The organism is Spirillospora sp. CA-108201 (assembly GCF_050936235.1).
GTDB lineage: Bacteria > Actinomycetota > Actinomycetes > Streptosporangiales > Streptosporangiaceae > Spirillospora.
The window spans coordinates 4074841-4095886 of sequence record NZ_JBNJNE010000001.1 but is presented as its reverse complement, the minus strand read 5'-3'; the positions used below and the strand labels follow the sequence as shown (position 1 = coordinate 4095886).

At 73.3% G+C, this 21046-nt stretch carries 28 protein-coding genes; 12 read left to right on the top strand and 16 right to left on the bottom strand.

What is annotated here, in order from left to right; genetic code table 11:
- Nucleotides 1-19 precede the first annotated feature (19 nt).
- The 4 genes from ACQEU6_RS19885 to ACQEU6_RS19870 are packed head-to-tail and all read left to right on the top strand — an operon-like array spanning nt 20 to nt 3175.
- Nucleotides 20-667, top strand: a complete 648-nt coding sequence (locus tag ACQEU6_RS19885) for a DUF6758 family protein (RefSeq protein WP_499333897.1) — start codon at nt 20-22, stop codon at nt 665-667.
- A 27-nt stretch (nt 668-694) separates the two neighbouring features.
- A complete protein-coding gene (locus tag ACQEU6_RS19880; protein ID WP_499333896.1) occupies nt 695-1561 on the top strand; it encodes a PHP domain-containing protein in 867 nt (288 codons plus the stop codon).
- 10 nt (nt 1562-1571) lie between these two features.
- Nucleotides 1572-2279 (top strand): MBL fold metallo-hydrolase, encoded by a 708-nt coding sequence (locus ACQEU6_RS19875; protein WP_499333894.1) that lies wholly within the window; start codon nt 1572-1574, stop codon nt 2277-2279.
- A gap of 2 nt (nt 2280-2281) precedes the next feature.
- Nucleotides 2282-3175, top strand: a complete 894-nt coding sequence (locus ACQEU6_RS19870; protein WP_499333893.1) for a RecB family exonuclease — start codon at nt 2282-2284, stop codon at nt 3173-3175.
- Here ACQEU6_RS19870 and ACQEU6_RS19865 read toward each other — a convergent pair.
- Nucleotides 3172-4080 carry an oxygenase MpaB family protein gene (locus tag ACQEU6_RS19865; RefSeq protein ID WP_499340266.1) on the bottom strand — a complete coding sequence of 303 codons (909 nt, stop codon included), beginning with the start codon at nt 4078-4080 and terminating at the stop codon, nt 3172-3174. The genes ACQEU6_RS19870 and ACQEU6_RS19865 overlap by 4 nt on opposite strands.
- A 146-nt stretch (nt 4081-4226) precedes the next feature.
- Here ACQEU6_RS19865 and ACQEU6_RS19860 point away from each other — a divergent pair, with 146 nt between their 5' ends.
- Together ACQEU6_RS19860 and ACQEU6_RS19855 are read left to right on the top strand one after the other, a co-directional pair.
- Nucleotides 4227-4685, top strand: coding sequence for a MarR family winged helix-turn-helix transcriptional regulator (locus ACQEU6_RS19860; protein WP_499333891.1), 459 nt, complete (start codon nt 4227-4229; stop codon nt 4683-4685).
- Between the two features lie 180 nt (nt 4686-4865).
- A complete protein-coding gene (locus tag ACQEU6_RS19855) occupies nt 4866-5159 on the top strand; it encodes a DUF1330 domain-containing protein (RefSeq protein ID WP_499333889.1) in 294 nt (97 codons plus the stop codon).
- Nucleotides 5160-5384: 225 nt separating this feature from the next.
- Here ACQEU6_RS19855 and ACQEU6_RS19850 read toward each other — a convergent pair whose 3' ends face one another.
- From ACQEU6_RS19850 to ACQEU6_RS19840, 3 genes are all read right to left on the bottom strand, one after another.
- The gene (locus ACQEU6_RS19850; protein ID WP_499333888.1) at nt 5385-5789 is read right to left on the bottom strand and encodes a Pycsar system effector family protein; all 405 of its coding nucleotides are present in this window, start codon (nt 5787-5789) and stop codon (nt 5385-5387) included.
- A gap of 245 nt (nt 5790-6034) precedes the next feature.
- On the bottom strand, nt 6035-6331 hold the full coding sequence (locus ACQEU6_RS19845) for a hypothetical protein (protein WP_499333887.1): 297 nt from the start codon (nt 6329-6331) through the stop codon (nt 6035-6037).
- 3 nt (nt 6332-6334) lie between these two features.
- The gene (locus ACQEU6_RS19840) at nt 6335-6520 is read right to left on the bottom strand and encodes a DUF1059 domain-containing protein (protein WP_499333886.1); all 186 of its coding nucleotides are present in this window, start codon (nt 6518-6520) and stop codon (nt 6335-6337) included.
- A 196-nt stretch (nt 6521-6716) separates the two neighbouring features.
- Here ACQEU6_RS19840 and ACQEU6_RS19835 point away from each other — a divergent pair, with 196 nt between their 5' ends.
- On the top strand, nt 6717-7211 hold the full coding sequence (locus tag ACQEU6_RS19835; RefSeq protein ID WP_499333884.1) for an Imm21 family immunity protein: 495 nt from the start codon (nt 6717-6719) through the stop codon (nt 7209-7211).
- Here the strand turns inward: ACQEU6_RS19835 and ACQEU6_RS19830 are convergent.
- Nucleotides 7208-8161, bottom strand: a complete 954-nt coding sequence (locus ACQEU6_RS19830) for a helix-turn-helix transcriptional regulator (RefSeq protein ID WP_499333882.1) — start codon at nt 8159-8161, stop codon at nt 7208-7210. The genes ACQEU6_RS19835 and ACQEU6_RS19830 overlap by 4 nt on opposite strands.
- Nucleotides 8162-8479: 318 nt before the next feature.
- On the opposite strand from ACQEU6_RS19830, the gene ACQEU6_RS19825 reads away from it, so the two are divergent.
- Nucleotides 8480-8917 (top strand): VOC family protein, encoded by a 438-nt coding sequence (locus tag ACQEU6_RS19825; protein WP_499333881.1) that lies wholly within the window; start codon nt 8480-8482, stop codon nt 8915-8917.
- A gap of 9 nt (nt 8918-8926) precedes the next feature.
- On the opposite strand, the gene ACQEU6_RS19820 is transcribed toward ACQEU6_RS19825, so the two are convergent.
- Nucleotides 8927-9490, bottom strand: coding sequence for a TetR/AcrR family transcriptional regulator (locus tag ACQEU6_RS19820; RefSeq protein WP_499333880.1), 564 nt, complete (start codon nt 9488-9490; stop codon nt 8927-8929).
- A 55-nt stretch (nt 9491-9545) separates the two neighbouring features.
- Between ACQEU6_RS19820 and ACQEU6_RS19815 the strand changes: the two genes are divergently transcribed.
- Nucleotides 9546-10103, top strand: a complete 558-nt coding sequence (locus ACQEU6_RS19815; RefSeq protein ID WP_499333879.1) for an NAD-dependent epimerase/dehydratase family protein — start codon at nt 9546-9548, stop codon at nt 10101-10103.
- Nucleotides 10060-10512 (top strand): Rossmann-fold NAD(P)-binding domain-containing protein, encoded by a 453-nt coding sequence (locus tag ACQEU6_RS19810; RefSeq protein ID WP_499333877.1) that lies wholly within the window; start codon nt 10060-10062, stop codon nt 10510-10512. The genes ACQEU6_RS19815 and ACQEU6_RS19810 overlap by 44 nt, the downstream gene beginning before the upstream one ends.
- A 35-nt stretch (nt 10513-10547) precedes the next feature.
- Here ACQEU6_RS19810 and ACQEU6_RS19805 read toward each other — a convergent pair whose 3' ends face one another.
- Nucleotides 10548-11423, bottom strand: a complete 876-nt coding sequence (locus ACQEU6_RS19805) for an alpha/beta fold hydrolase (protein WP_499333876.1) — start codon at nt 11421-11423, stop codon at nt 10548-10550.
- Nucleotides 11424-11491: 68 nt separating this feature from the next.
- Between ACQEU6_RS19805 and ACQEU6_RS19800 the strand changes: the two genes are divergently transcribed.
- Nucleotides 11492-12202: a glycerophosphodiester phosphodiesterase gene (locus ACQEU6_RS19800; RefSeq protein ID WP_499333875.1), complete on the top strand. Its 711-nt coding sequence runs from the start codon at nt 11492-11494 to the stop codon at nt 12200-12202.
- A 33-nt stretch (nt 12203-12235) separates the two neighbouring features.
- Here ACQEU6_RS19800 and ACQEU6_RS19795 read toward each other — a convergent pair whose 3' ends face one another.
- From ACQEU6_RS19795 to ligD (ACQEU6_RS19760), 8 genes are all read right to left on the bottom strand, one after another.
- Nucleotides 12236-13687: a DEAD/DEAH box helicase gene (locus ACQEU6_RS19795; protein WP_499333873.1), complete on the bottom strand. Its 1452-nt coding sequence runs from the start codon at nt 13685-13687 to the stop codon at nt 12236-12238.
- A 498-nt stretch (nt 13688-14185) separates the two neighbouring features.
- Nucleotides 14186-14473 carry a GlsB/YeaQ/YmgE family stress response membrane protein gene (locus ACQEU6_RS19790; protein WP_499340265.1) on the bottom strand — a complete coding sequence of 96 codons (288 nt, stop codon included), beginning with the start codon at nt 14471-14473 and terminating at the stop codon, nt 14186-14188.
- 153 nt (nt 14474-14626) lie between these two features.
- Nucleotides 14627-14860, bottom strand: a complete 234-nt coding sequence (locus tag ACQEU6_RS19785; RefSeq protein WP_258941408.1) for a DUF3107 family protein — start codon at nt 14858-14860, stop codon at nt 14627-14629.
- A 140-nt stretch (nt 14861-15000) separates the two neighbouring features.
- Entirely contained in the window at nt 15001-15630 is a 630-nt protein-coding gene (locus ACQEU6_RS19780; protein ID WP_499333872.1) for a TetR/AcrR family transcriptional regulator, read from the bottom strand.
- Between the two features lie 233 nt (nt 15631-15863).
- Nucleotides 15864-16052 (bottom strand): hypothetical protein, encoded by a 189-nt coding sequence (locus ACQEU6_RS19775; RefSeq protein ID WP_499333871.1) that lies wholly within the window; start codon nt 16050-16052, stop codon nt 15864-15866.
- A gap of 34 nt (nt 16053-16086) precedes the next feature.
- Nucleotides 16087-17421, bottom strand: coding sequence for a dihydrolipoyl dehydrogenase family protein (locus ACQEU6_RS19770; protein WP_499333870.1), 1335 nt, complete (start codon nt 17419-17421; stop codon nt 16087-16089).
- Nucleotides 17422-17528: 107 nt separating this feature from the next.
- Nucleotides 17529-18437, bottom strand: coding sequence for a non-homologous end-joining DNA ligase (gene ligD, locus ACQEU6_RS19765; protein WP_499333869.1), 909 nt, complete (start codon nt 18435-18437; stop codon nt 17529-17531).
- On the bottom strand, nt 18427-19401 hold the full coding sequence (gene ligD / locus ACQEU6_RS19760; protein ID WP_499333867.1) for a non-homologous end-joining DNA ligase: 975 nt from the start codon (nt 19399-19401) through the stop codon (nt 18427-18429). The genes ligD (ACQEU6_RS19765) and ligD (ACQEU6_RS19760) overlap by 11 nt, the downstream gene beginning before the upstream one ends.
- Before the next feature lie 113 nt (nt 19402-19514).
- Between ligD (ACQEU6_RS19760) and ku the strand changes: the two genes are divergently transcribed.
- Entirely contained in the window at nt 19515-20429 is a 915-nt protein-coding gene (gene ku / locus ACQEU6_RS19755) for a non-homologous end joining protein Ku (RefSeq protein WP_499333865.1), read from the top strand.
- A gap of 55 nt (nt 20430-20484) precedes the next feature.
- On the opposite strand, the gene ACQEU6_RS19750 is transcribed toward ku, so the two are convergent.
- Nucleotides 20485-21018: a hypothetical protein gene (locus ACQEU6_RS19750; RefSeq protein ID WP_499333863.1), complete on the bottom strand. Its 534-nt coding sequence runs from the start codon at nt 21016-21018 to the stop codon at nt 20485-20487.
- Nucleotides 21019-21046 lie beyond the last annotated feature (28 nt).

The window sequence follows — 21046 nt, the reverse complement described above, 5'->3', positions numbered from 1 at the left end:
CCGCGCAGGGTGGTTAACCATGAGGGCCGAGCCCACATGCCCGCGCTGCGCGGGGCCTCTGAGCGCGCCGAGCCTCTGGTCCAGCGACTGGAGCTGCGGGGTGCACGGCGCCGTACTGCCGAGGCAGCCGTCGAACCATCCCGGCCCCGAGGGGCTGTCCGTCGTCCTGCGGGACGCGAGGGTCCCCGTCTGGACGCCCTGGCCGCTTCCGGCGGCCTGGCTCGTCACGGGCTTCGCCGCCGTCGGGGACGACCGCTCGGGCGCCCGGGCGACCGCCGTCGCGGTGTCCGGGCCGGGACTGACGCACGGCCCCGCCGACATGGTGCTGATCGCCGAGGAGCCGGGCATCGGCCTCGGCGCCCACTACGCCGGCCTCGCGGGCCCCGACCCCGGGTCCGCCTTCAACGGCGGCCCGCCGCACGTGAAGCTGGACGTCGGCGGCCCCAGTGCGACCTGCGAGCAGACGGTGCCGATGTGGGCGGTCGGCGACCGCGCCGACCGCGCCGCCTACGTCGGCGAGGCGATGGGGAACTGGCTGTGGGCGGTGCTGTGGCCCGCCGAGGCCGGGGTGCTCATGGTGGAGCGCCTCACCCTGCTCGACCTTCGCGAGCCGGGCATGGACCTCGACCTCCCCTACGGCGCGTACAGCCCCCGCCTCGACGACTGAGCGGCCCCCCATTGGTATGAAGGGGCCATGCGGATCGATCTGCACTGCCACAGCGACGCCTCCGACGGAACCCGGCCGCCCGCGGAGGTCGTCCGGCGGGCCCGCGAGAACGGCGTCGACGTCGTCGCGCTCACCGACCACGACACCGTCAGCGGCTGGGACGAGGCCGCCGCGTCCCTCCCGGACGGCCTGGCGCTCGTCCCCGGCATCGAGCTGTCGTGCAAGGAGGACGACCGGAGCCTGCACCTGCTCGGCTACCTGTTCGACCCCGCGGAGCCGGTGCTGGCCGCCGAGCTGGCCCGGATCCGCGACGACCGGGTGATCAGGGCGCGCGGCATGGTGGAGCGGCTGAACGAGCTCGGCGCCGCCGTCACGTGGGAGATGGTCCGCGCGCTGGCCACGGGCGAGGCGGTCGGGCGCCCGCACATCGCGCGCGCCATGGTGGAGGCCGGGGTGATCGAGACGGCGGACGAGGCGTTCACGTCCCGGTGGATCGCGCAGGGCGGCCGCGCCTACGTCGAGCGGTACGCGCTCGACGCCGAGCGGGCGATCGAACTCGTCCGCGCGGCCGGGGGAGTGTGCGTCCTCGCTCACCCCCGGGCGCGCCGCCGCGGGTACGTGTTCGGCGACGAGGTGATCGAGAGGCTCGCCGCCGCCGGGCTCGCCGGGGTCGAGGCCGACCACCCCGACCACGCCGCCGAGGACCGCGCCCGCCTGCGCGACCTGGCGGCCTCGCTCGGCCTCGCCGTGACCGGCTCCAGCGACGACCACGGCGCTTTCACCGGCGACCGGATCGGCGCCGAGACCACCGCGCCGGACGCCTTCGAGCAGCTCCGCGCGGCCGCCACCGGCGGTGATCTCCGTCTGCCCGACCGGGGCGGCGAATCGCGGTAGGGTGCGAAGCGTGGACGCGCGCATCGAACAGGTGGTGACGTCGGGGAAGCTCACCCTGGACGACACCGAGTACGACGTCGAGAGCAACACCTACATCGTCGGCGACGACGACGAGGTCATCGTGATCGACCCGGCGTACGACGCCGAGGCCATCCTCAAGGAGGTCGGTGACCGCGAGGTCATGGCCGTCCTGCTGACCGACGGCAACGAGCACCGCCTCAGCGTGGTCCTCGAAGTCGCCGCCGCCGGTGAGGAGGACGAGGAGAACTGGGCGCCGATCGCGCTGCACCGCGCCGACCGGCTGCTGTGGCGCGACTACTTCGGCCGCCTCGCCAAGGAGGAGGACGACGAGGACGACGCCAAGGCGCTGCGCTCCCTCGAACCCGACATCTGGTTGGAGGACGGCGGCGTCTTCGAGATCGGCGAGGCCCAGCTGGAGATCGTGCACACCCCGGGCCACACGCCCGGCAGCGTCTGCGTGATCAGCGAGCAGCTCGGCCTGCTGTTCTCCGGCGACACCCTGCACCGCGGCCGTCCCGGTTCGATCGGCGGCGCCTACGAGGACCTGCGCAAGCAGCTCAACTCGATCGGCGCGCTGCTCACCCCGCTGCCGAAGGACCTGCGTGTCCTGCCCGCGCAGGGCGAGGAGACCACGGTCGGCGACGAGGACGCCCGCTGGGAGAGCTGGGGCTCCATGGCACGGGAGTCCGACGACTGACCGTGGCCGAGCAGCTGGGCTTCGAGGGGATGCCTCAACGGCTTTACGCGTGCACGCCGTCGAGGCTGAACACGTGGCTGGACTGCCCGCGCCGGTACCGGATGACGTATCTCGATCGTCCGATGCCGCCGAAGGGCCCCCGGTGGGCGCACAACAGCGTCGGTTCGAGCGTCCACAACGCGCTGGCCGGATGGTGGCGGCTGCCCGTCCGCGAACGCAGCCCCGAGGCGGCCGGGAGGCTGCTCCTCCGCGGCTGGCTGACCGACGGGTTCCGGGACGAGGCGCAGTCCGCGCAGTGGCGCGAGCGGGCCCGGGAGATGACGGAGCGGTACGTCGCCGGGCTCGACCCGTCCGACGAGCCGCTCGGCGTCGAGCGCACCGTGGCGACCCGCACCGACCGGATCGCGGTGTCCGGGCGCATCGACCGGCTGGACGCGCGCGGCCCCGAGCTGGTCGTCGTGGACTACAAGACCGGGCGGCACGTCCTGACCTCCGACGACGCGCGCGGCTCGCTGGCGCTGGCGATCTACGCGGTGGCGGCGTCGCGCGTCCTGCGCCGCCCGTGCCACCGGGTCGAGCTGCACCACCTGCCGTCCGGCGAGGTCGCGGTGTGGGAGCACACCGACGAGTCGCTGGCCCGGCACATCCGGCGCGCCGAGCAGATCGCCGCCGAGGCCGCGGCCGCCGACGACGCCTACCGCGCGGGCGCGGGGAAGCGCGCCGGCGTGCCGAGGCCCCGTGAGGGGGAGGTCGACCACGCTCCGCACGACGAGCTGTTCCCGCCGAGTCCGGGGAACCTGTGCTCGTGGTGCGACTTCGCCCGCCACTGCCCGGAGGGCCGGGAGGCCGCCCCCCGCAAGGATCCGTGGGCGGCGCTCCCCGTCGACGCCGTCTAGGCGGTGGCCAGCGCCCGCCGCGCGGGCCAGCGGCGCGGGTCGCGCAGGCCGTAGAGCCCCTTGTCCAGGTCGTAGCCGTCGGCCGCGAGCCGCTGCCTGGCGCGTTCCAGCATGTCGCGGGTGTTCCTGGCGAACGCGTAGTCGTGGAGCCGCTCCGGCACCGCGTTCATCGCGAGGCGGAACGAGCGGAGCGCCGCCGAGACCGCGGGCTGCGGCACCTCGGGCAGCGCCCCGTACATCTGGCGGGCCCAGTCCGGCAGCGAGTAGTAGCAGAGCGCCCCGAACGGGAAGTAGCCCGGCTTCCCGGGCGCGAGGAACCTGAGGTTCTCCGGCATCGTCGGCCACATGAGGAACCGCACGGTGGCCGCGGCCTCCTCGGTGACGCGCAGGTGGGGCCTCATCTCGGCGAGGTAGGCCTCCATCTCGGCGACGCTCCCGGGGACGTCGTCGGCGTGCAGCCCGACGTAGGTCGCGGTGTGCCGCTGCTCCCGGAGGTACGTGTCGGCCATGGCGCCGGTCAGCGGCAGCCCGGCCCTCCGCGCGACCTCCAGGTAGGAGTACACCTCGGCGCAGTGCACCCAGCGCAGCAGTTCGGGCTGGTCGAGGCGCTCCCGCCTGCCGGTGTCGTGGTTGAGGATGCGCAGGCTCCGGTGGATCTCCCGGACGCGGTACGCCAGTTCGTCGATCTCCTCGTGCGACCCGAAGGTGGCCATCCCGACGAAGTCGGCGGTGCGCTGGAGGCGCCCGAAGGGGTCCTCCTGGAAGTTGGAGTTCTGCCAGACGCCCCACATCGCCATGGGGTGCAGCGCCTGGAGCATGAGGCTGCGCACCCCGCCGATCCACATGGACCGGTCGATGTGGACGCGCCACGTGACGCTCTCGGGTGGCTGGACGGTCGCCGGCATGTGCACCTCCATGAGACAAACTGAAGTAAGTGTGTCATTACCGCGGCCCGCTCGCGACATCGCCCCCTCTGTTGCGTCCCGTCTGAGGTGCCCGCGGCGGTGCGAATATGCATAAAGCATATATATAAAGCTGCTATTCTTCGGGCGTGAGTCGCCAAGGCGCCGGGCACGGCGCTTCCGATGCCATCGGGTCGGCCCTCCACGGTCTGGCCACCAGGGCCGTGAGACGCCTTCCCCGCGACATGAGCCTGACGTCCGCCGCCACCTTGGCCACCCTGGACAAGACCGGCCCGCGACGGATCACCGATCTGGCGGTTTCCGAGGGCGTCACCCAGCCCGCGATGACCGTCCTGGTCCGGGTGATGGAGGAATCCGGGCTGGTCGAGCGGACGGGCGATCCGTCCGACAAGCGGGTCACGCTGGTGTGCCTGACCGAGGCCGGCGCGTCGTACGTCCGGACACGGCGCCAGGCGGGCGTCGACGCGTACGCGCGGTTGATCGACGAACTCGCCGGTGACGAGGTCGAGGCCCTGGCGGCAGCCCTTCCGGCGCTGCTGCATCTGGCAGAGCTCGAAAGCCGCGCCCGAGAGGAGTCGGACCGGTGACCGCGGCCCAGGCCCGCGTTGCTGACCGCTTGGCGCTCCATGCCCGCAGCTCCCGAAGGCCGCTCCGCCCACGTGGACGTGGCCGGTGCGCTCGCCCTGGCGGGGGCTCGCTGACCACAGCGCGCCGGCCATGGATCCGAGCATGCTTGCGAGCATCAATTCCGAACACAGGAGGTAACCGTGGCCAAGGGCTACTGGGTCAGCGCCTACCGCACCATCGCAGACCCCGAGAAGCTGGCTGCCTACAACAAGCTGGCCGGTCCGGCCGTCAAGGCCGCGGGCGGGCGCCCGCTCGCCCGCGGCGGCCGGGTCGTCGCACACGACGCCGGAATCGCCGAGCGCACCGTCCTGATCGAGTTCGACAGCTTCGAACAGGCGGTCGCCGCGCACGCGAGTGCGGCCTACCAGGAGGCGCTGGCCGCACTTGCCGACGGCGTCGAGCGCGACTTCCGCATCATCGAAGGCCTCGACTGACGACCGATGCCGTGTCAGGCAGGAACACGAAGCCGGCTGCGGGGATCACCCCGGCTCGCCAGCGCGCCGCACCGTCGCGAAAAGCGTCAGGCCGGTGGCGTCGGCGGAGGGCGAAGTCGTCGAAGTGGCGGTGTGCGGTCGCGCGGCCTGCATGTCCCCGGCAAGAGGAAACGGCCTCCGCATGGTGAGTGCGGAGACCGTGGGTCGGGGTCGATCACGCCGCCGTCAGGCGGCGGCGTTCACGATGAGTGCGGCCAGGAAGGGTGCCACGGCGAAGATCATGGCCGTGATCCCGTACTGGACGCAGCGGTACTTGAGGCAGACGATCTTCTTCATCTCGCCTTCCTGGTCGGAGGAACGGGACCCTTCCGCGGGAGCGGCGGTTCCGAACCGGAGGGTTCCCCCGCGGGGGTAGATGACCACCAGCAGGCAGACGAGCGCCACGGCCAGGGCGACGCCGACGACGCACAACAGGATGCGCGCCGCCACCGGTCCCTCGTGAACCTGCCCGAAGACGAAGCCGAGGCCGGCCACGCTCAGTCCGGCGAGGACGTTCACCTTGGCGTCGGCGTGGCCCGTCTGGGTCTGCAGGTTGGAGGCCGGGGACTGCGGGTTCTGGGTTGCGCACATGTGGGGCTCCTAGAGCGGCTTTCGATTGGCGGTTCCGTGCGGGACACGGACCGGGCGCGGTGCATGATCTGACCGGCCATGAAAGATCATATGGAGCCGTACCGCGATGGCAACTGGTTGTTACCGCACAAGTCATCCGCTTCTCCACGCGAAATGACAAACCGACGCCTGCGGCCGGATCGAGTGACCAAGCACACAGCACGCCGGTTCGTCCATCCGGCGGCGGCGCCGACGGGCTCAGCGGTTCACAGCTGGTCGTCTCGCATGACCTCCAGGTTCAGGAACCGCGGGCCGTCGGTGCACAGCGCCTCCATCTCGCCGGCGATGCGGCGGGTCTCGGGCAGGTCGCTGTTGCGCATCGCCTCCTCATAGGACGGGAACTCGACGATGTCGACGTAGTGGGACGTGTCCTGGCGGTCCTTGGTGTGCAGCTCGTGGGTCGCCGTGCGCTTGCCCTCGCTGGCCTTCGCCCACTCGTCGAACAGGCCCTCCAGCTCGTCCTGGCGGTCGGTGCGGTAGTCGATGATCTGTACGAAGCCCATGACTCAGCCCCCGACCGTCGCGTGCTCGTCCTTGAGGTGGGTCCGGATCTCCTCCCGGAGCTCCGGGGTGTTCTCGTGCCCGTGCACCGAGGCGGCGTGCTCGGCGGCGGCGCGGACGACCTCGTCCTCCTCGCCGCTGATGGCGAGCGTGCAGTTCATCTCGCTCGGCATGTCCCTGCAGTCGGCCACCTTGCGCATGATCCCCCCTCGCCGGCCCGGCGCCCGCGCGCGAGGGGTGGTCTGCTCGGCGGCGGCGCCCCGTCCGGCCGTTTCGTCCCGCCACACCGTCACAACTCCACTTCAATCGTTACATATCCCCATGTCAGGGGGAAGATGTCGGGGGCGGGTTGTACGGTGTCGGGTCTGCCAACGAGAGGGTGTGCCGATGGACTGGGTCGAGTCCGCTGGGGGCCCGCTGCTGGCCGCGCCCGCGTCGCAGATGGGGTTGTGGGAGGGCGTCACCGACGACGAGGGGCCCGCGGAGACGTGGGGCGACTACGGGCGCGCCTGCGCGATCGACAGCTACATCGGGCTGGTCGGGATCGGGGGCGGTCAGGGCCTCGTCCTCGGCGACGAGCCCGCCACGACGACCTACCTGCCGGACGAGCGGCTCTTCCTGCGCTGGGCGGCGGCGGACTCCGAGACCGAACTCGTGCGGGCGGCCAGGAAGGCCGTTCGCGGCGTCGAGTGGGTGGAGGAGCTCAGCTGGGACGTGGACGGCGCCGTCGTCCTCTTCGACTCCGCCTGGCCCGGCGCGACCCCCGAACCCGGCAACCACCTGAACATCGACCTCACGCCGGGGCGCTACCGCGTGCGCGCCGCCTACGAGCGCGACGACAGCAACTGGATGATCCTCGTCCAGCTCCAGCCGACGCCCTAACCGGCCAGGGCGGACAGGCGGCGGGCGAGCCGGGCGGCGGCCTCGCGCAGCTCGGGGGGCTCCAGGACGTCCGTCTCGAAGCCCAGCCGGGCCACGTGCACGGCGAGCACGTCCAGGTCGGCGCCGCCGACGACGAGCACGCACCAGCCGTCGCCGTCGTCCTCGACCCGCCCCACCTGGGGCGGGACCAGCTGCCGCACCCTGTCGGGCGCGGCGTGCACGCGGATCCGCGCGAGATGCCGGTACGGCGCCTCGGTCACGGCCCGCTGCACGTGGGCGACCGGGTCCGGATGCTCCCTCGGCCGGAACCGCCAGGTCGTCGCGACCGTCTCGCGCATCCGGTCCAGCCGGAAGGTCCGCCAGCCGTCGCGGCCGCTGTCCCACGCCATCAGGTACCAGCGGCGTCCCGTGGCGACCATCCGCACCGGCTCGACCGTGCGCTCGTGCTCCCCGCCTTCCCGGCCGGGGTAGCGGAACCGGACCCGCACGGCGTCGCGGCAGGCCCGCGCGAGCGTCACCAGCAGCTCCGGGTCGATCTGGACGCCCGGGTCGACGAGGGTCTCGGTGGCGCCGTGCACCGCCCGCACCTCGGCGCGCAGCCGGGGCGGCATGACCTGGTCGAGCTTCGCCAGCGCCCGCAGCGCCGCCTCGCCCGCACCCGCGACCGTTCCGCCGGACGCCATCCGCAGGGACACCGCCGTCGCGATCGCCTCCTCGTCGTCGAGGAGCAGCGGCGGCAGCCGGGTGCCCGCGCCGAGCCGGTAGCCGCCGCCCACGCCCGCCGTCGCCCGCACCGGGTATCCGAGCGCGCGCAGCCGCTCCACGTCCCGCCGCACCGAGCGGTCGGTGACGCCCAGTTCGGCGGCGAGGCCGGCGGCGGTCCAGGACGGCCGCCGCTGGAGCAGCTCCAGCAACCGCAGCACCCGCTCGGTCGTCCCCTCGACGCTCATGTGCCCATCGTCCCATCAAACGCGGAACGGAGCTGTCCGCTATTGCGATGACACTGGCCCCATGACCGAGACCTGGAATCCGCTGCTCCGGGACCAGATCGCCTGGCACTGGGACAACCGGCTGCGTCCCCGCGCACTTCGGGCGCCCGCGCACCGACTACCAGGCGTTCGAGTACGCCGGGACGGCGGACGAGGCGCCGGCCCGGCTCGACGCGGAGTACGCGACGTGGCCGGCCGGGATCGAGCTGATCCACCACCTGTCCGAGGTGTGCCTGCTCCGCGACCTCTGTCCGCACACTCACCGGAAGGCGAGCTGACATGGCCCGCGACATCCAGATCACTTTCGACTGCGCCGACCCCGCCGCGCTGGCGGCCTTCTGGGCCGAGGCGCTCGGCTACCGTCTGCAGGACCCGCCCGGCGGCTTCGCGTCGTGGGACGAGGCCCTGGACGCGATGGGCGTCCCGCCGGAGAGGCGCAACGACGCCTCGGCGGTGGTCGATCCCGGCGGCTCCGGCCCCCGGCTGTTCTTCCAGCGCGTCCCGGAGGGCAAGCGGGCCAAGAACCGCGTGCACCTCGACGTCCGGGCCGCGCCGGGCCTCGACGGAGACGCGCGGATGGCGGCCTTGGAGGCCGAGGCCGACCGCCTCGTCTCCCGCGGCGCCGCCCGCCTCCGGCGCCACGACCCGACGCCCCCGCTCGGCGCGGGTCACATCGTGATGGCCGACCCCGAGGGCAACGAGTTCTGCCTCGACTGACCGGGCCCGTCAGCCGCCCGCGGTGACGGTCCTGAGTTCGTCCAGGGACTCGCGGATGTGGTGGGGGAGGTCGTGGCGGTCGTCGCCGAGCCAGCGTTCGAAGGCGACCTTGAAGACGGCGATGCCGGCCTCGGAGGCGAGGGCGGCGGCCGGGTCGGGGACGCCCCGGCGGCGCAGGGCCGCGGCGAGCGCCGCCGCCAGGGCGGCGAGCTTGACCAGCTCGCGTTCGCGCAGTTCCGCGTTCGCGTCGATGACGGCCTGGCGGCGGCGGGCGTGGTCGTGGCGTCCCTCGAAGACGGCGGCGACGGCCTCCAGGGCCCCGGCCGTCGCGTCGATCGGCATCGCGGTCGCCGGGGCGTCGGCGACCGCGCCCGTGAGCAGGTCCTGGAGGAGCGCCGAGCCCGCGAACAGGACCTCGCGCTTGTCGGCGAAGTGGCGGAAGAACGTGCGCTCGGTGAGGCCGGCCCGGCGGGCGATCTCCGCGACCGTGGTCCTGTCGTAGCCGTGCTCGCCGTAGAGGTCCAGTGCCGCCCGTTCGAGCCGGCCCCGCGCGTTCGGCTCCCATCGCCCCATGGCCGGAATCCTAGTCGATGACAGTCACTGACATCGCGGGTGTATGGTGATGACAGTGACTGACATCGCTGGGCGCGACCGTGCCCGGCGGCTCATCGGAGGTTCCATGCACGTCTTCGTCACCGGGGCGTCCGGCTGGATCGGCTCGGCCCTCGTCCCCGAACTCCTCGCGGCGGGGCACCGCGTCACCGGACTCGCCCGGTCGGACGCCTCGGCCGCCGCCCTCACCGCGGCCGGCGCCGGGGTGCGCCGCGGCGCCCTGGACGACCTCGACGTCCTCGGCGACGCCGCCGCGGCCTCCGACGGCGTCGTCCACCTGGCCTTCAAGCACGACATCGCGTTCTCGGGCGGGTTCCAGGACGCCACCGACGCGGACCGGCGCGCCGTCGAGGCGTTCGGCGACGCGCTCGCCGGCTCCGACCGGCCGTTCGTCCTCGCCTCCGGCCTTCTCGGCCTCGCGCCGGGACGCCTGGCGACCGAGCGGGACGGGACGGGCCCGTCCCCCGGAGCCCGGGCCGGGCACGCGGCACGACACCGCCCGGCTGGCGCTCTCGCTCGCCTCGCGCGGGGTGCGGTCGTCCGTCGTCCGGCTGCCCCCGACCGTGCACGGTGAGGGCGACCGGGGCTTCGTCGCGAGCATGGTCGGCGTCGCCCGCGACCGGGGCGTCTCCGGCTACGTCGGGGACGGGTCCCAGCGCTGGCCCGCCGGGCACGTGCTGGACGCCGCGCACCTGTTCCGGCTCGCGCTGGAGAAGGCGCCGGCCGGATCGGTCCTGCACGCGAACGCCGACGAGGGGGTGCCGCTCCGCGCCGTCGCCGAGGTGATCGGCCGCGGTCTCGGCGTCCCGGCGGCCTCCGTCGACCCCGGGGACGCCCCCGGGCACTTCGGCTGGCTCGCCGGGCCCGCCGGCGCCGACGCCCCGGCGTCGAGCGCGCTGACCCGGGAACTGCTGGGATGGCGGCCGACCCGCCCCGGGCTCATCGAGGACCTGGACGAGGGCCACTACTTCGCGTCCGCCTGACCCGGCGCCGGGCGTCCGCGGGTCTCCTCTCGCGGCTACTTGAGGGTGCGTTCGGTGTCGGCCCAGAGGGCGAGGAGGGCGGCGGCGGTGGTCTCGGGGGCGTCCCACGCGGGGGAGTGGGCCGCGCCGGGGATGACGACCTTGGGCGCGTTCAGGCGCTCGGCCATGGCGGCCTGGGCGCGGGGGTCCCAGGCGTCGTCGTCCTCGCCGTAGAGGACGAGGACGCGCAGGCCGGTGTCGGCGCAGTGCTTGGCCAGCTCGTCGACGCGGTCGGGGGCGGTGAGGATCTCGCCCGCCATGCACGCCAGCCCCTTCTCGGAGTTGCCGAGGGTGCGGGCCCTGAGGAAGGCGACGATCTCGCGCTGGACGCCCCGTCCGAGGTAGTCGGGTTCGAGGCTGAGCTCCCAGATCTGCGCCATGCCGAGTTCGGGGATGGCGTCGCGGAGGGCGCGGGCCTTGGCGGCGGCCTGACCGGCGACGGCGCCCGGACCCGAGCTCATCACCGTGAAGGACGCGGGGCGGGCGCCCGCGAGGACGGCCTCGCGGCACACCAGGCCGCCGAACGAGTGGCCGACCAGGTGGACGGGACCCGGGCCCAGCGCCGACAGGAGGGCCGCGATGTCGGCGCCGAGGGCCGCGCGGGTGTAGGCGCTCTCGTCGTCGGGGCCCAGGGACTCGTACTGCCCGCGCATGTCGACCGCGACGACGCGGCGCCCGGACGCGGCCAGGGTCGTCAGGACGGCGAGGAAGTCCTCCTTGCTGCCGGTGAGGCCGGGGACGAGGAGGGCGGGACAGCGGTCGGGCACGCCCGATCCCGGAAGGGCCTCCAGCGCGGCGAAGGGGCCGCGGGGGGTCTCGACGGTCGTCCGGCGAACACCGGGGGGCAGACTCACGAACCGGGGCGTACTCACGGTGGAAACCTTAGTCAATGGGGGCCCGCGGGCTTCGGTTGGAAATCTTCGGTGGTAGCGTCGCCAGCGTGGTCGCCCTGCCTGCCGTATCCGCCCACCGCCGCGACGAGGCGGGGCTCACGGGCCTCGGCGACGCGGTCGCGTCGGGCGCCGAGTACGTCGAGATCGACATCAGGCGGACGGGCGACGGCCGGCTCGTCGTCCACCACGACCCCGAGATCGCCGGGCTCCGGCTGAACCGGCTCCCCTACGAGCGGGTGCAGGAGCTCGCGGTGCGGCCCGTCCCGCTCGCCGGCGACGCCATGAAGATCATCGCGGGCCGGGCGCAGGGGCACCTGGACCTCAAGGAGCGCGGCTGCGAGCACGAGACCGTGGCGCTGGCCGTGGAGGCGTTCGGCACCGGGAACTTCGTGGTGACGACCCGCGAGATCACGTCCCTCGTGGAGATCAAGAAGAGCTTCCCGGGGGTGCGGACGGCACTGTCGGTCGGCCGCAACCTGTGGGAGCGGGGAGCCGCCCACGACTTCGCGCCGCTGCGGCTGATCCGGCGGGCGGGCGCCGACATGGTCGCGCTCAACCACCGGCTCGCCCGCGTCGGTGTGCTGCGCCAGTGCGGGCGCGCCGGGATCCCCGCCATGATCTGGACGGTCAACGCCGAGCCCGTCATGCGCCGGTTCCTGAACGACCCGCGCGTCGCCGTCCTCGTCACCGACCATCCGGGCCTCGCCCTCAGGCTGCGCGAGGGTGGAGGCCCGGACGGAACGCGACCGCGGGGCTGAGAGGAGCCTCGCGGTCGGATGTTCCGCCGCCGGTCAGGCGGTCTGCGACGCCTCCGCGGCGCCGCCCCCGGTCGCGGCCGGCTTGCCGGCGCGGGTGCGCCGCCGGTTGCGGCTGCGCTTGCGTTCGGTGGCGACCGCGTCGACGACGTTGCCGTCCGTCTTCTCGGTCTCGGACGCGCCTGCCTCGACCGGCTTGCCCGCCCGCGTGCGCGTGCGGTCGCGCTTGCGGCGGCGCGGCCGGGGACGCTCGCGGTCCTGATCGCGGTCGCGGTCGCGGTCGCGGCCGCGGTCGTGGCTGCGGACCTTGCCCGTCTCGCCGATGTCCTCCAGCTCCTCGGCGTCCAGCCCGGCGCGGCCGTTGCGCTTGTCGGTGGGCAGCGTCCCCTTCGTGCCCGCGGGAATGCCGAGCGTCTCGAAGAAGTGCGGGGACGTGGAGTAGGTCTCCTCCGGGGCGGCGAACGGCAGGTCGAGCGTGCCGTTGATCAGCTTCCACCGGCTGAGGTCGGACCAGTCGACGAGCGTGACGGCGACGCCCTCCTTGCCCGCGCGGCCGGTCCGGCCGATGCGGTGCACGTAGGTGTCGGCGCTGTCGGGGCACTCGTAGTTGACCACGTGGGTGACGTCGTCGACGTCGAGCCCGCGGGCCGCCACGTCGGTGGCCACCAGCACGCCGATCTTGCCGTTGCGGAACGCGCGCAGTGCCCGCTCGCGCTGGCTCTGCCCGAGGTCCCCGTGCACGGCGGCGGCGTCGAAGCCGCGCTGCGCGAGGTCGGCGGCCACCCGGTCGCACGCCCGCTTCGTCTGGCAGAAGACCATGGTCAGCCCGCGGCCCTCGGCCTGCAGCAGACGGGCCAGCATCTCCGGCTTGTCCATCTGGTGGGCCTGGAAGACGTGCTGGACGACCTGCGGCGTCGCGTCCGACTCGGTGTGCGACTCGGCCCGGACGTTGGTCGGGCGGGTCAGGTACCGGCGCGACAGCGCGGCGATCTCGCCCGGCATCGTCGCCGAGAACAGCATGGTCTGCCGCCGCGCCGGGATCCGGTCGATGATCCGCTCGATGTCCGGCAGGAAGCCGAGGTCGAGCATGCGGTCCGCCTCGTCCAGCACCAGCACGCCGATCTTGGACAGGTCGAGGTACTTCTGCTTGACGAGGTCGAGGAGCCGGCCGGGCGTGCCGACGACGACGTCGACCCCCTCGCGCAGCGCCTCGATCTGCGGCTCGTAGGCGCGCCCGCCGTACACCGACAGGACGCGGGTGCCGAGCTTGCCGCCGGCGACGAGCAGGTCGTCGGTCACCTGGAGGGCCAGCTCGCGGGTCGGCGCGACGACGAGCGCGCGCGGCTCGCGGCCGCCGTGCTCGATGCGCTGAAGCAGCGCCGCGCCGAACGCGAGGGTCTTGCCGGTGCCCGTGCGGGCCTGGCCGATGATGTCGTGCCCGCCCAGCGCGATCGGCAGGGCGAGCTCCTGGATGGGGAACGCATCCACGATGCCTTCGGCTTCGAGGGCGTCTGCTATCTCGGGTACGACCCCGAGTTCACGAAAGGTAGTCAGGGCTTTCAGCCTCCAATATGCGGGGTCTCCGACTCCCGGGTGCGGCGCGGCTCGCCGGCGTGACACCGCCGAACCGGCGTGTCCGCCGTTCCTGTGGCCGCGCGCTCGCGCGGGAGGGACCAGCCGTTGCTCAAATCTTTCGGCGACCGCAGTCAGGGGTTGAAAGCAGTCACTCACTGTGGCTGCGTGCGGTCACACTCCGCGACGCAGTGTACCGACCGTTGATTGCCTACACCAATAGCCGGTCACTCGACCCAACGTTCCCATGGTTTCATCTATTCCGCTTCGAGCCCGCCAGGCGTTGGGGACGCCGGTGGCGAGGGGCTTGCGGGCCGGTCGAGGGCGGTCGGCGACGGCCACATCCGGACACCTCGCAGCGCCGCAGGCCCCCGCCTCGGAAGGCGGGGGCCTGCGGCGGGGTGGCGCCGGAGGTCAGTAGCTCCGGCGGCGGCCGCTCCAGCCGTGGCCGCGGCCGCGACCGCGCGTGTTCATCGTGGTGAGCGCCGCCACGCCCAGCGCGGCGATCACCACCGCGAACACGAAGGCGACGAGCATGCCGGCCCCCAGGGCGTCCGCGACGACGCCGCCGAGGATCGCGCCGGCGATGCCGACGAGGACCGTGAGCAGGATGCCGATCGGGTTGCGGCCCGGCACGACCAGCCGCGCGAGTGCACCGATGACGGCACCGACGACGATGAACCAAAGGATCGTGGTGAGCATGTCGATCAACCGTTCCCTTCCCTGGGCCGTTCGCCCGAGGTCGGTGATCGGTATGCCCCTCCTGCCGGGTTGAAACAAAAATCAGGTCAAGGCACGCGCGGCGGAGGTGAAACCGCAGGTGGGCGGCGTGGCGCGGGTGCGCCGCGCGGCGGCTCAGGTGTACTGCGTTCCGAAGCCCACGCTGCGCTGCTCGTCCTCGGCGATCTCCAGGTAGCCCACACGGGCCCCGGGGACGACGACCCGTCCGGCGCGGCGGTCCTTCAGCACCAGCACGCCGCGCGGGTCGGCGAGCGCCGCCCCGAGCGCGTCCTGCACCTCGTCGGCCGTCTGGTCGGTGTCGACCACCAGTTCCTTGGCCACGTTCTGGACCCCGATGCGAACCTGCACGCGATGCCTCCCGTCGTCGGGTGCGCCCCGCCGACGGCCGGCGGGCCCGCCTCCGATGGTCGCACGGAGATCGCCGGACGCGCCGCCGGCCGGTTGTGCCGAGGGTGAACGTTGTCCGCCGCGGGGACGGACGGCGCGTGTCAGCCCTGGTCGCCGGTGCGCGGGAAGCCGGAGATGCCGCGCCAGGCCAGCCGCGCGATGATCTTCTCCGCGGTGTCCTTGGGGATCGCCCGGTGCTGGGAGAGCCAGAAGCGGGCGCTGACCTCGGCCATGCCGACCAGGCCCATGCCGAGCAGGTGCGCCTCCTCGGCGGGGGCGTTGGTGTCCTCGGCGATGACCTGCGCGATCATCTCGGCGCACTGCTGGTTGGCGCGGTCGACGCGGGCCCGGACGGGCGCGACGTTGCGCAGGTCGGACTCGAAGACCAGCCGGTAGGCCTCGCCGTCGCCCGCGACGAAGTCGTAGAAGGCCTGCATGCTCGCCTGCACGCGCAGCTTGTTGTCCGTGGTGGACTCCAGCGCCTCGCGGACGATCTTCACCAGGGCCTCGGCGTGCTCGTCCAGCAGCGCCAGGTACAGCTCCAGCTTGCCCGGGAAGTGCTGGTAGAGGACGGGCTTGCTGACGCCCGCCCGCTCGGCGATCTCGTCCATCGCCGCGGCGTGGTACCCCTGCGCGACGAACACCTCCTGGGCCGCGCCGAGCAGCTGCTTGCGGCGCGCCAGTCGCGGCAGCCTCGTGCCACGGGGGCGGGCGTCCGGGGTCGCGGTCACCACACTCTCCGATCACCGAATCGTGGAGACGGATGGGGGTCGTCCGTCACCGGGAAACAATCTCATCATCCTACGCGCGAGTAACTCCGTTGGTCACGGGCACCGCCCGCCGTCGTTCCTTCGCGCAGGTCAGTGTATTCCCGCCGGAACCGGAAGCGGTCCGCTCCGATCCCTCTGTCAACATCCCTTCCTGTGCCGGACGCCAACGACGGCAGGTCACCGGCGGGCGCGCCTCACCGGTAGTCCTCCTCGTCCAGCCGGACCTCCCGCCGCTGCTCGGCCGCGTCGGCCTCGTTCGCCTCGTCCGGCATGGGGCCGCGCTCGGCGCGCTCCTCGTCGCCGAGGACGGCCCGCTGCTCGGCCGCGTCCGCCTCGTTCGCGTCGTCGGGGGCGGGCTGCTCCAGGTCGTCGGTCTCGCTCATCAGGGCCTCCTCCAGGATCGCGGCCGCCTCGGGTTCACAGCCGTCCGGCCAGCTCCCGCAGCGGCGCCTCCACGGACTCGCCGTGGGTCGGGAACGCGTGGACGACGTCGGCGAGCAGGCTCAGCGGCGTCTCCGCGCGGATGGCCAGCGCGATCTCGCTCATCCATTCCTCGGCGTGCAGTCCGGCGGCGGCGGCGCCGACCAGCAGTCCGCGGGTGGGGTCGGCGTACAGCTCCACCCGGCCGCGCTCGTCGGCCTCGACCGCCGCCCGGGCCGTTGCGGCGAGGTCGTACCCGGCGGTGAGCAGGTCTATGCCGAGTTCCTCCGCCTGCCTGGGGGAGACCCCGACCGAGTAGACGGTGGGCGTCGTGTAGACCACGCGGGGGATGGCGCGGTAGTCGGCCTCGCGCCGGTGCCCGAGGAGGTTCGACAGCGCCACCTGCGCCTGGTAGCGGGCGGCGTGCGTGGTGCGGGCGACGCCCGTGACGTCGCCGGCCGCCCACACGCCGCCCGCGCCGCCCGCGCCGGACGGCACGCGGCACGTCTCGTCCACGGGGATCCCCTGGCCGGGGGTGATGTCGATGCCGAGGTTCTCCAGCCCGAGGCCCTCCACGCGGGGCCGGCGCCCGGCGGCGACGAGGACGCGGTCGGCGTCGAGGGTCCCGCCGTCGGTCAGCCACAGCCGCAGCCCGACGTCCTTGCGCTCGGCGTCGGCGACGGCGGCGCCGAGCCGCAGGTCGACGCCCATCCGGCGCAGGGCGTCCGCGAGGACCTCGCCGGCGAACGGGGCCTCCGCGGTCAGCAGCCGCCCGGACGCCTCGACGACCGCGACCTGCGACCCGAACGCCGCGTACACCTGCGCCAGCTCGCAGCCGACCGGGCCGCCGCCGAGGATCACCAGCCGGCGCGGCAGGTCGGGGACCGACAGGGCCTCGGCGCTCGTCCACAGCGGCACGTCGGCCAGCCCCTCGACGGGCGGGATGACCGGCTCGCTGCCGGTGCAGACGACGAGGTCGCCGAAGCCGTGCACGGCGCCGTCCACCTCGATCCGGCCGTGGTCGAGCACCTGCCCCCGGCCGCGCAGGACGGTCACGCCGGCCTCGGCCATCCGCGCGACGGAGGGGGCGTCGCCCCGGTTCCCGGCCAGCCCGTCGCGGCGGGCGAGGGCCATCTCCCAGGTCTCGCCGCGGCGCGCCGACAGCAGCAGCGACTTGGACGGGACGCACGCGAAGTACGGCGACTCCCCGCCGACGAGGCGGTTCTCGACGAGCGCGACGTCCCTTCCCGCGCGGGCGAGGCCGGTCGCGACCAGCTCCCCCGCGGTCCCCCCGCCCAGCACCACGGCGTCGTAGTGATGGTTGTGCGACAACGGTTTCTTCCTTCCACCCGTGATGTCCCCACGCACCATGGTGGCGGAACGCGGTCCCGGAGAGTGCCGATTCGAACACATAGGGCACGCGAGATCGCCGAAGTCGCTCAGGGCAGCGGCCGGTGGTCCTTCAGGAGCGGTTCCAGGAGGTCGCCGTGCTCGTCGACCCGGGCGAGGACGTCCTCGGGGCCGAAGGCGAGATCCGCGGCGCCCTCGCACGACTCCAGCTCGTCCCAGGTGATGGGGGTCGACACCGACGGGCGGTCCGCGGCGCGCAGCGAGTAGGGGGCGACGGTCGTCTTGGCGGGGTTGTTCTGGCTCCAGTCGACGAAGATCTTGCCGTGGCGCAGCCGCCGCTCCATCTTCGCGACGACCAGGTCGGGATTCTCCTCGGCCAGGCGCCGCGCGGCCGCCCTGGCGTACTCCGACGTCCGCCCGGCCTCCTTCGGCTCCTCGATCGGGACGTAGAGGTGCAGTCCCTTCTTGCCGCTCGTCTTCGGGTAGGAGTCCAGGCCGTCCTCGGCGAGCACGTCGCGCAGCAGGGCGGCGACCCGGCACGCCTCCGTGATCGTGGCGGGCGGGCCCGGGTCCAGGTCGAAGACCACGAGGTCAGGGGTGTGCACCTTGCCGCGCGGCCCGACCTTCCACTGCGGGACGTGCAGCTCCAGCGCGGCGAGGTTCGCGCACCACACGAGCGTGGGCAGGTCGTCGACGACGACGAAGTCGAGCGTGTCGCGGCCCTTGGAGCTGCCGGGGGTGGGGATCGTCGCCGTGCGGACCCAGTCCGGGGTGTGGGAGGGGGCGTTCTTCTCGAAGAACTTGCCGCCGTCGACGCCGTCGGGCCAGCGGATGCGGGTCGCGGCGCGGTCCCGCAGGTGGGGGAGCATGACCGGGGCGACGCGGGCGTAGTAGTCGATGACCTCGCCCTTGGTGAACTCCGGGTACAGGTTCTTGTCGAGGTTGGAGAGGGAGAGCTGACGGCCGTCCACGTCGACGGCGGTCCTCTTACTGCTCACTCGTGACCTCCAGGGGGTCCTTGTCGTCACGCAGGCCCCGCCAGGACGGGAATCGGAGGCGGCCGTCCCTGGTCCGGGCGCTGTAGGCGACCTCCCCGACGAGCCGGGGCTCGACCCATTGGGCGTCGCGGGCGAACTCGCGCGGAACGGGCTCGTCGTAGGGGCTCGTCGGACGGCGCAGCGGCCACAGCGTCTCGTACAGCTCGTCCAGGACGCGGTCGCTGAATCCCGTGCCGACGTGCCCGACGAAACCGAGCCGGCCCTTCACGTCGTACTCGCCCAGCAGCAGCGAACCCACGCCGCCCTCGCGTCGGCCCTTCCCCGGCTTCCAGCCGCAGATGACGACCTCGCGCGTCATGAAGTTCTTCACCTTGCGCCAGAAGTCGACGCGGCGTCCCGGGCGGTAGGGGGAGTCGAGGCGTTTGGCGAGCAGCCCCTCCAACCGCTGCTCGCGTGTGAAGGCGAGGAGCTCCTCCACCTGGAGCCGGTCGCCGCCGTGCAGGTACGGGGGGACCTCCACGGGGCCGGTGCCGGCGAGGTCGAGCTCCGCCAGCACCGAGCGGCGGTCGGCGTAGGGGACGTCGTACAGCACGTGCCCGTCCAGGAAGAGGACGTCGAAGACCACGTAGCGGACGGGCACCTCGCGGATCAGCCGGGGGTCGGGGCGCTGGACGTGCATGCGGCGCTGGAGGCGTTCGAAGCTGGGACGTCCCTCCTGGAAGGCGACGACCTCGCCGTCCAGCACGACGTCGTGGTCGGGCAGCAGGTCGGCGAGTGCGGACAGCTCGGGGTAGCGGCCCGCCACCTCCCCGCCGCGCCGCCCGGCGGCGCGGACGCCGTCGGCGGAGACGTGCGACAGGACGCGCACCCCGTCCCATTTCAACTCCAGGCCCCACTTCCCGCCGTCGGAGGGGAGGTCCCCGGTGGAGGCCGTCATCGGCTCGACGGGCCAAGGCATGGTCATACCGCCGTCTTACCCCGTCCCGCCGCACGGGGAAAGGATCACGACGCCGTTCTGGCGCAAATCGAACGACGTTGCGACGCTAGGGGCAGGAACGCGCTGGGTAAGGACGGATCATGCGCAGTATCTGGAAGGGCGCTGTCTCCTTCGGTCTGGTGACCATACCGGTGAAGCTCTACTCGGCGACCGAGCAGCGGGACGTCGCCTTCCACCAGGTGCACCGGGAGGACGGCGGGCGCATCAAGTACAAGCGGGTGTGCACGGTCGACGGCGAGGAGGTCCCGTACTCCGACATCGCCAAGGGCTACGAGCTGCCGAGCGGCGAGATGGTCATCCTCACCGACGAGGACTTCGCCGACCTGCCGCTGTCGTCCAGCCGCCGGATCGACGTCCTGCAGTTCGTGGAGCGCGAGGAGGTCGACCCGATCTACTTCGCGAAGTCCTACTACCTGGAGCCCGACGCGCAGGGCGCCAAGCCGTACGTGCTGCTGCGGGACGCGCTGGAGAGCTCCGGCCAGGTCGCGATCGTGAAGGTGGCGCTGCGGCAGCGCGAGTCGCTCGCGACGCTGCGGGTCCGCGAGGGCGTCTTCGTCCTGGAGACGATGCTGTGGCCGGACGAGGTCCGCGCGCCCGAGTTCCCCTTCCTCGAGGAGGACATCGAGGTCCGCAAGCAGGAGCTGACGATGGCGACGTCGCTGATCGAGTCGATGGAGGGGGACTTCGACCCGGGCGAGTACAAGGACGCCTACCGGGAGGCGCTCCAGGCGGTGATCGACGCCAAGGTCGAGGGGCGGGAGGTGGCGCGGCCCGCCGAGGAGGGCGAGGAGGAGCCCGCCGCGGACCTGCTCAGCGCGCTGCGCGCCAGCGTCGAGGCGGCGAAGAAGAGCCGGGGCGACAGGGGCGGGAAGGCGGCGTCCGGCAAGGGGGCGGCGGCGAAGAAGCCCGCCGCGGGCAAGGCGGCGTCCAAGTCGAGCGCGAAGAAGGAGCCGACGAAGGAGCCGGCGAAGAGCCGCGGCCGCAAGTCGGCGTGACCTCGCCGCCGGGCCGGCCGGCGGCGAGGTTCGGCTCGGGTTCCGCGACCGCGGCTCAGAACGGGACGGTGGTGCAGGTCAGCCGCGCGCCCGCGTCGCCGGTCTTCGGGTCGGTGGGCTTGGCGTGCACGACGAGCGATCCCGCGGCCCTCTCCGCGACCCGCCACGGCACGGAGGTGCGGGAGTGCCCGCGCCCGTCGGGCCCGACGGCGACGTCGAGCCAGATCTCCATCTCGGGCATCGGCGTCCCGGGCGGCGCGTCGGGGTCGTGGTGGTGCGGCCCCGCGTCCTCGGGCCTCGGCCCGCAGCGGTTCACGTGGACGTGGGCGCCGAACGTCCGTCCGGCGGCCTCGCGCGGCATCCCCCACACGCGCAGGGAGACCCAGGTCCTGTGGTGGCGGCGGACGACGACGACCCTGGTCCCGGCGTTCCGGTAGGCCCGGTCGTGGACGCTGTCCGGACCGCGGACGACGATCGCGTGCGGCCCGGGACGGGCGAGGGCCGGGGCGGCGGGCGCGACCAGCGCGGCGCCGGACGCCGCGAGCGTGGTCGCGGCGAGCAGGACGGGAGCGCGGACGGGCGTTCGCATGACGCTTCCTCTCCGTGAGGCGGGGCGC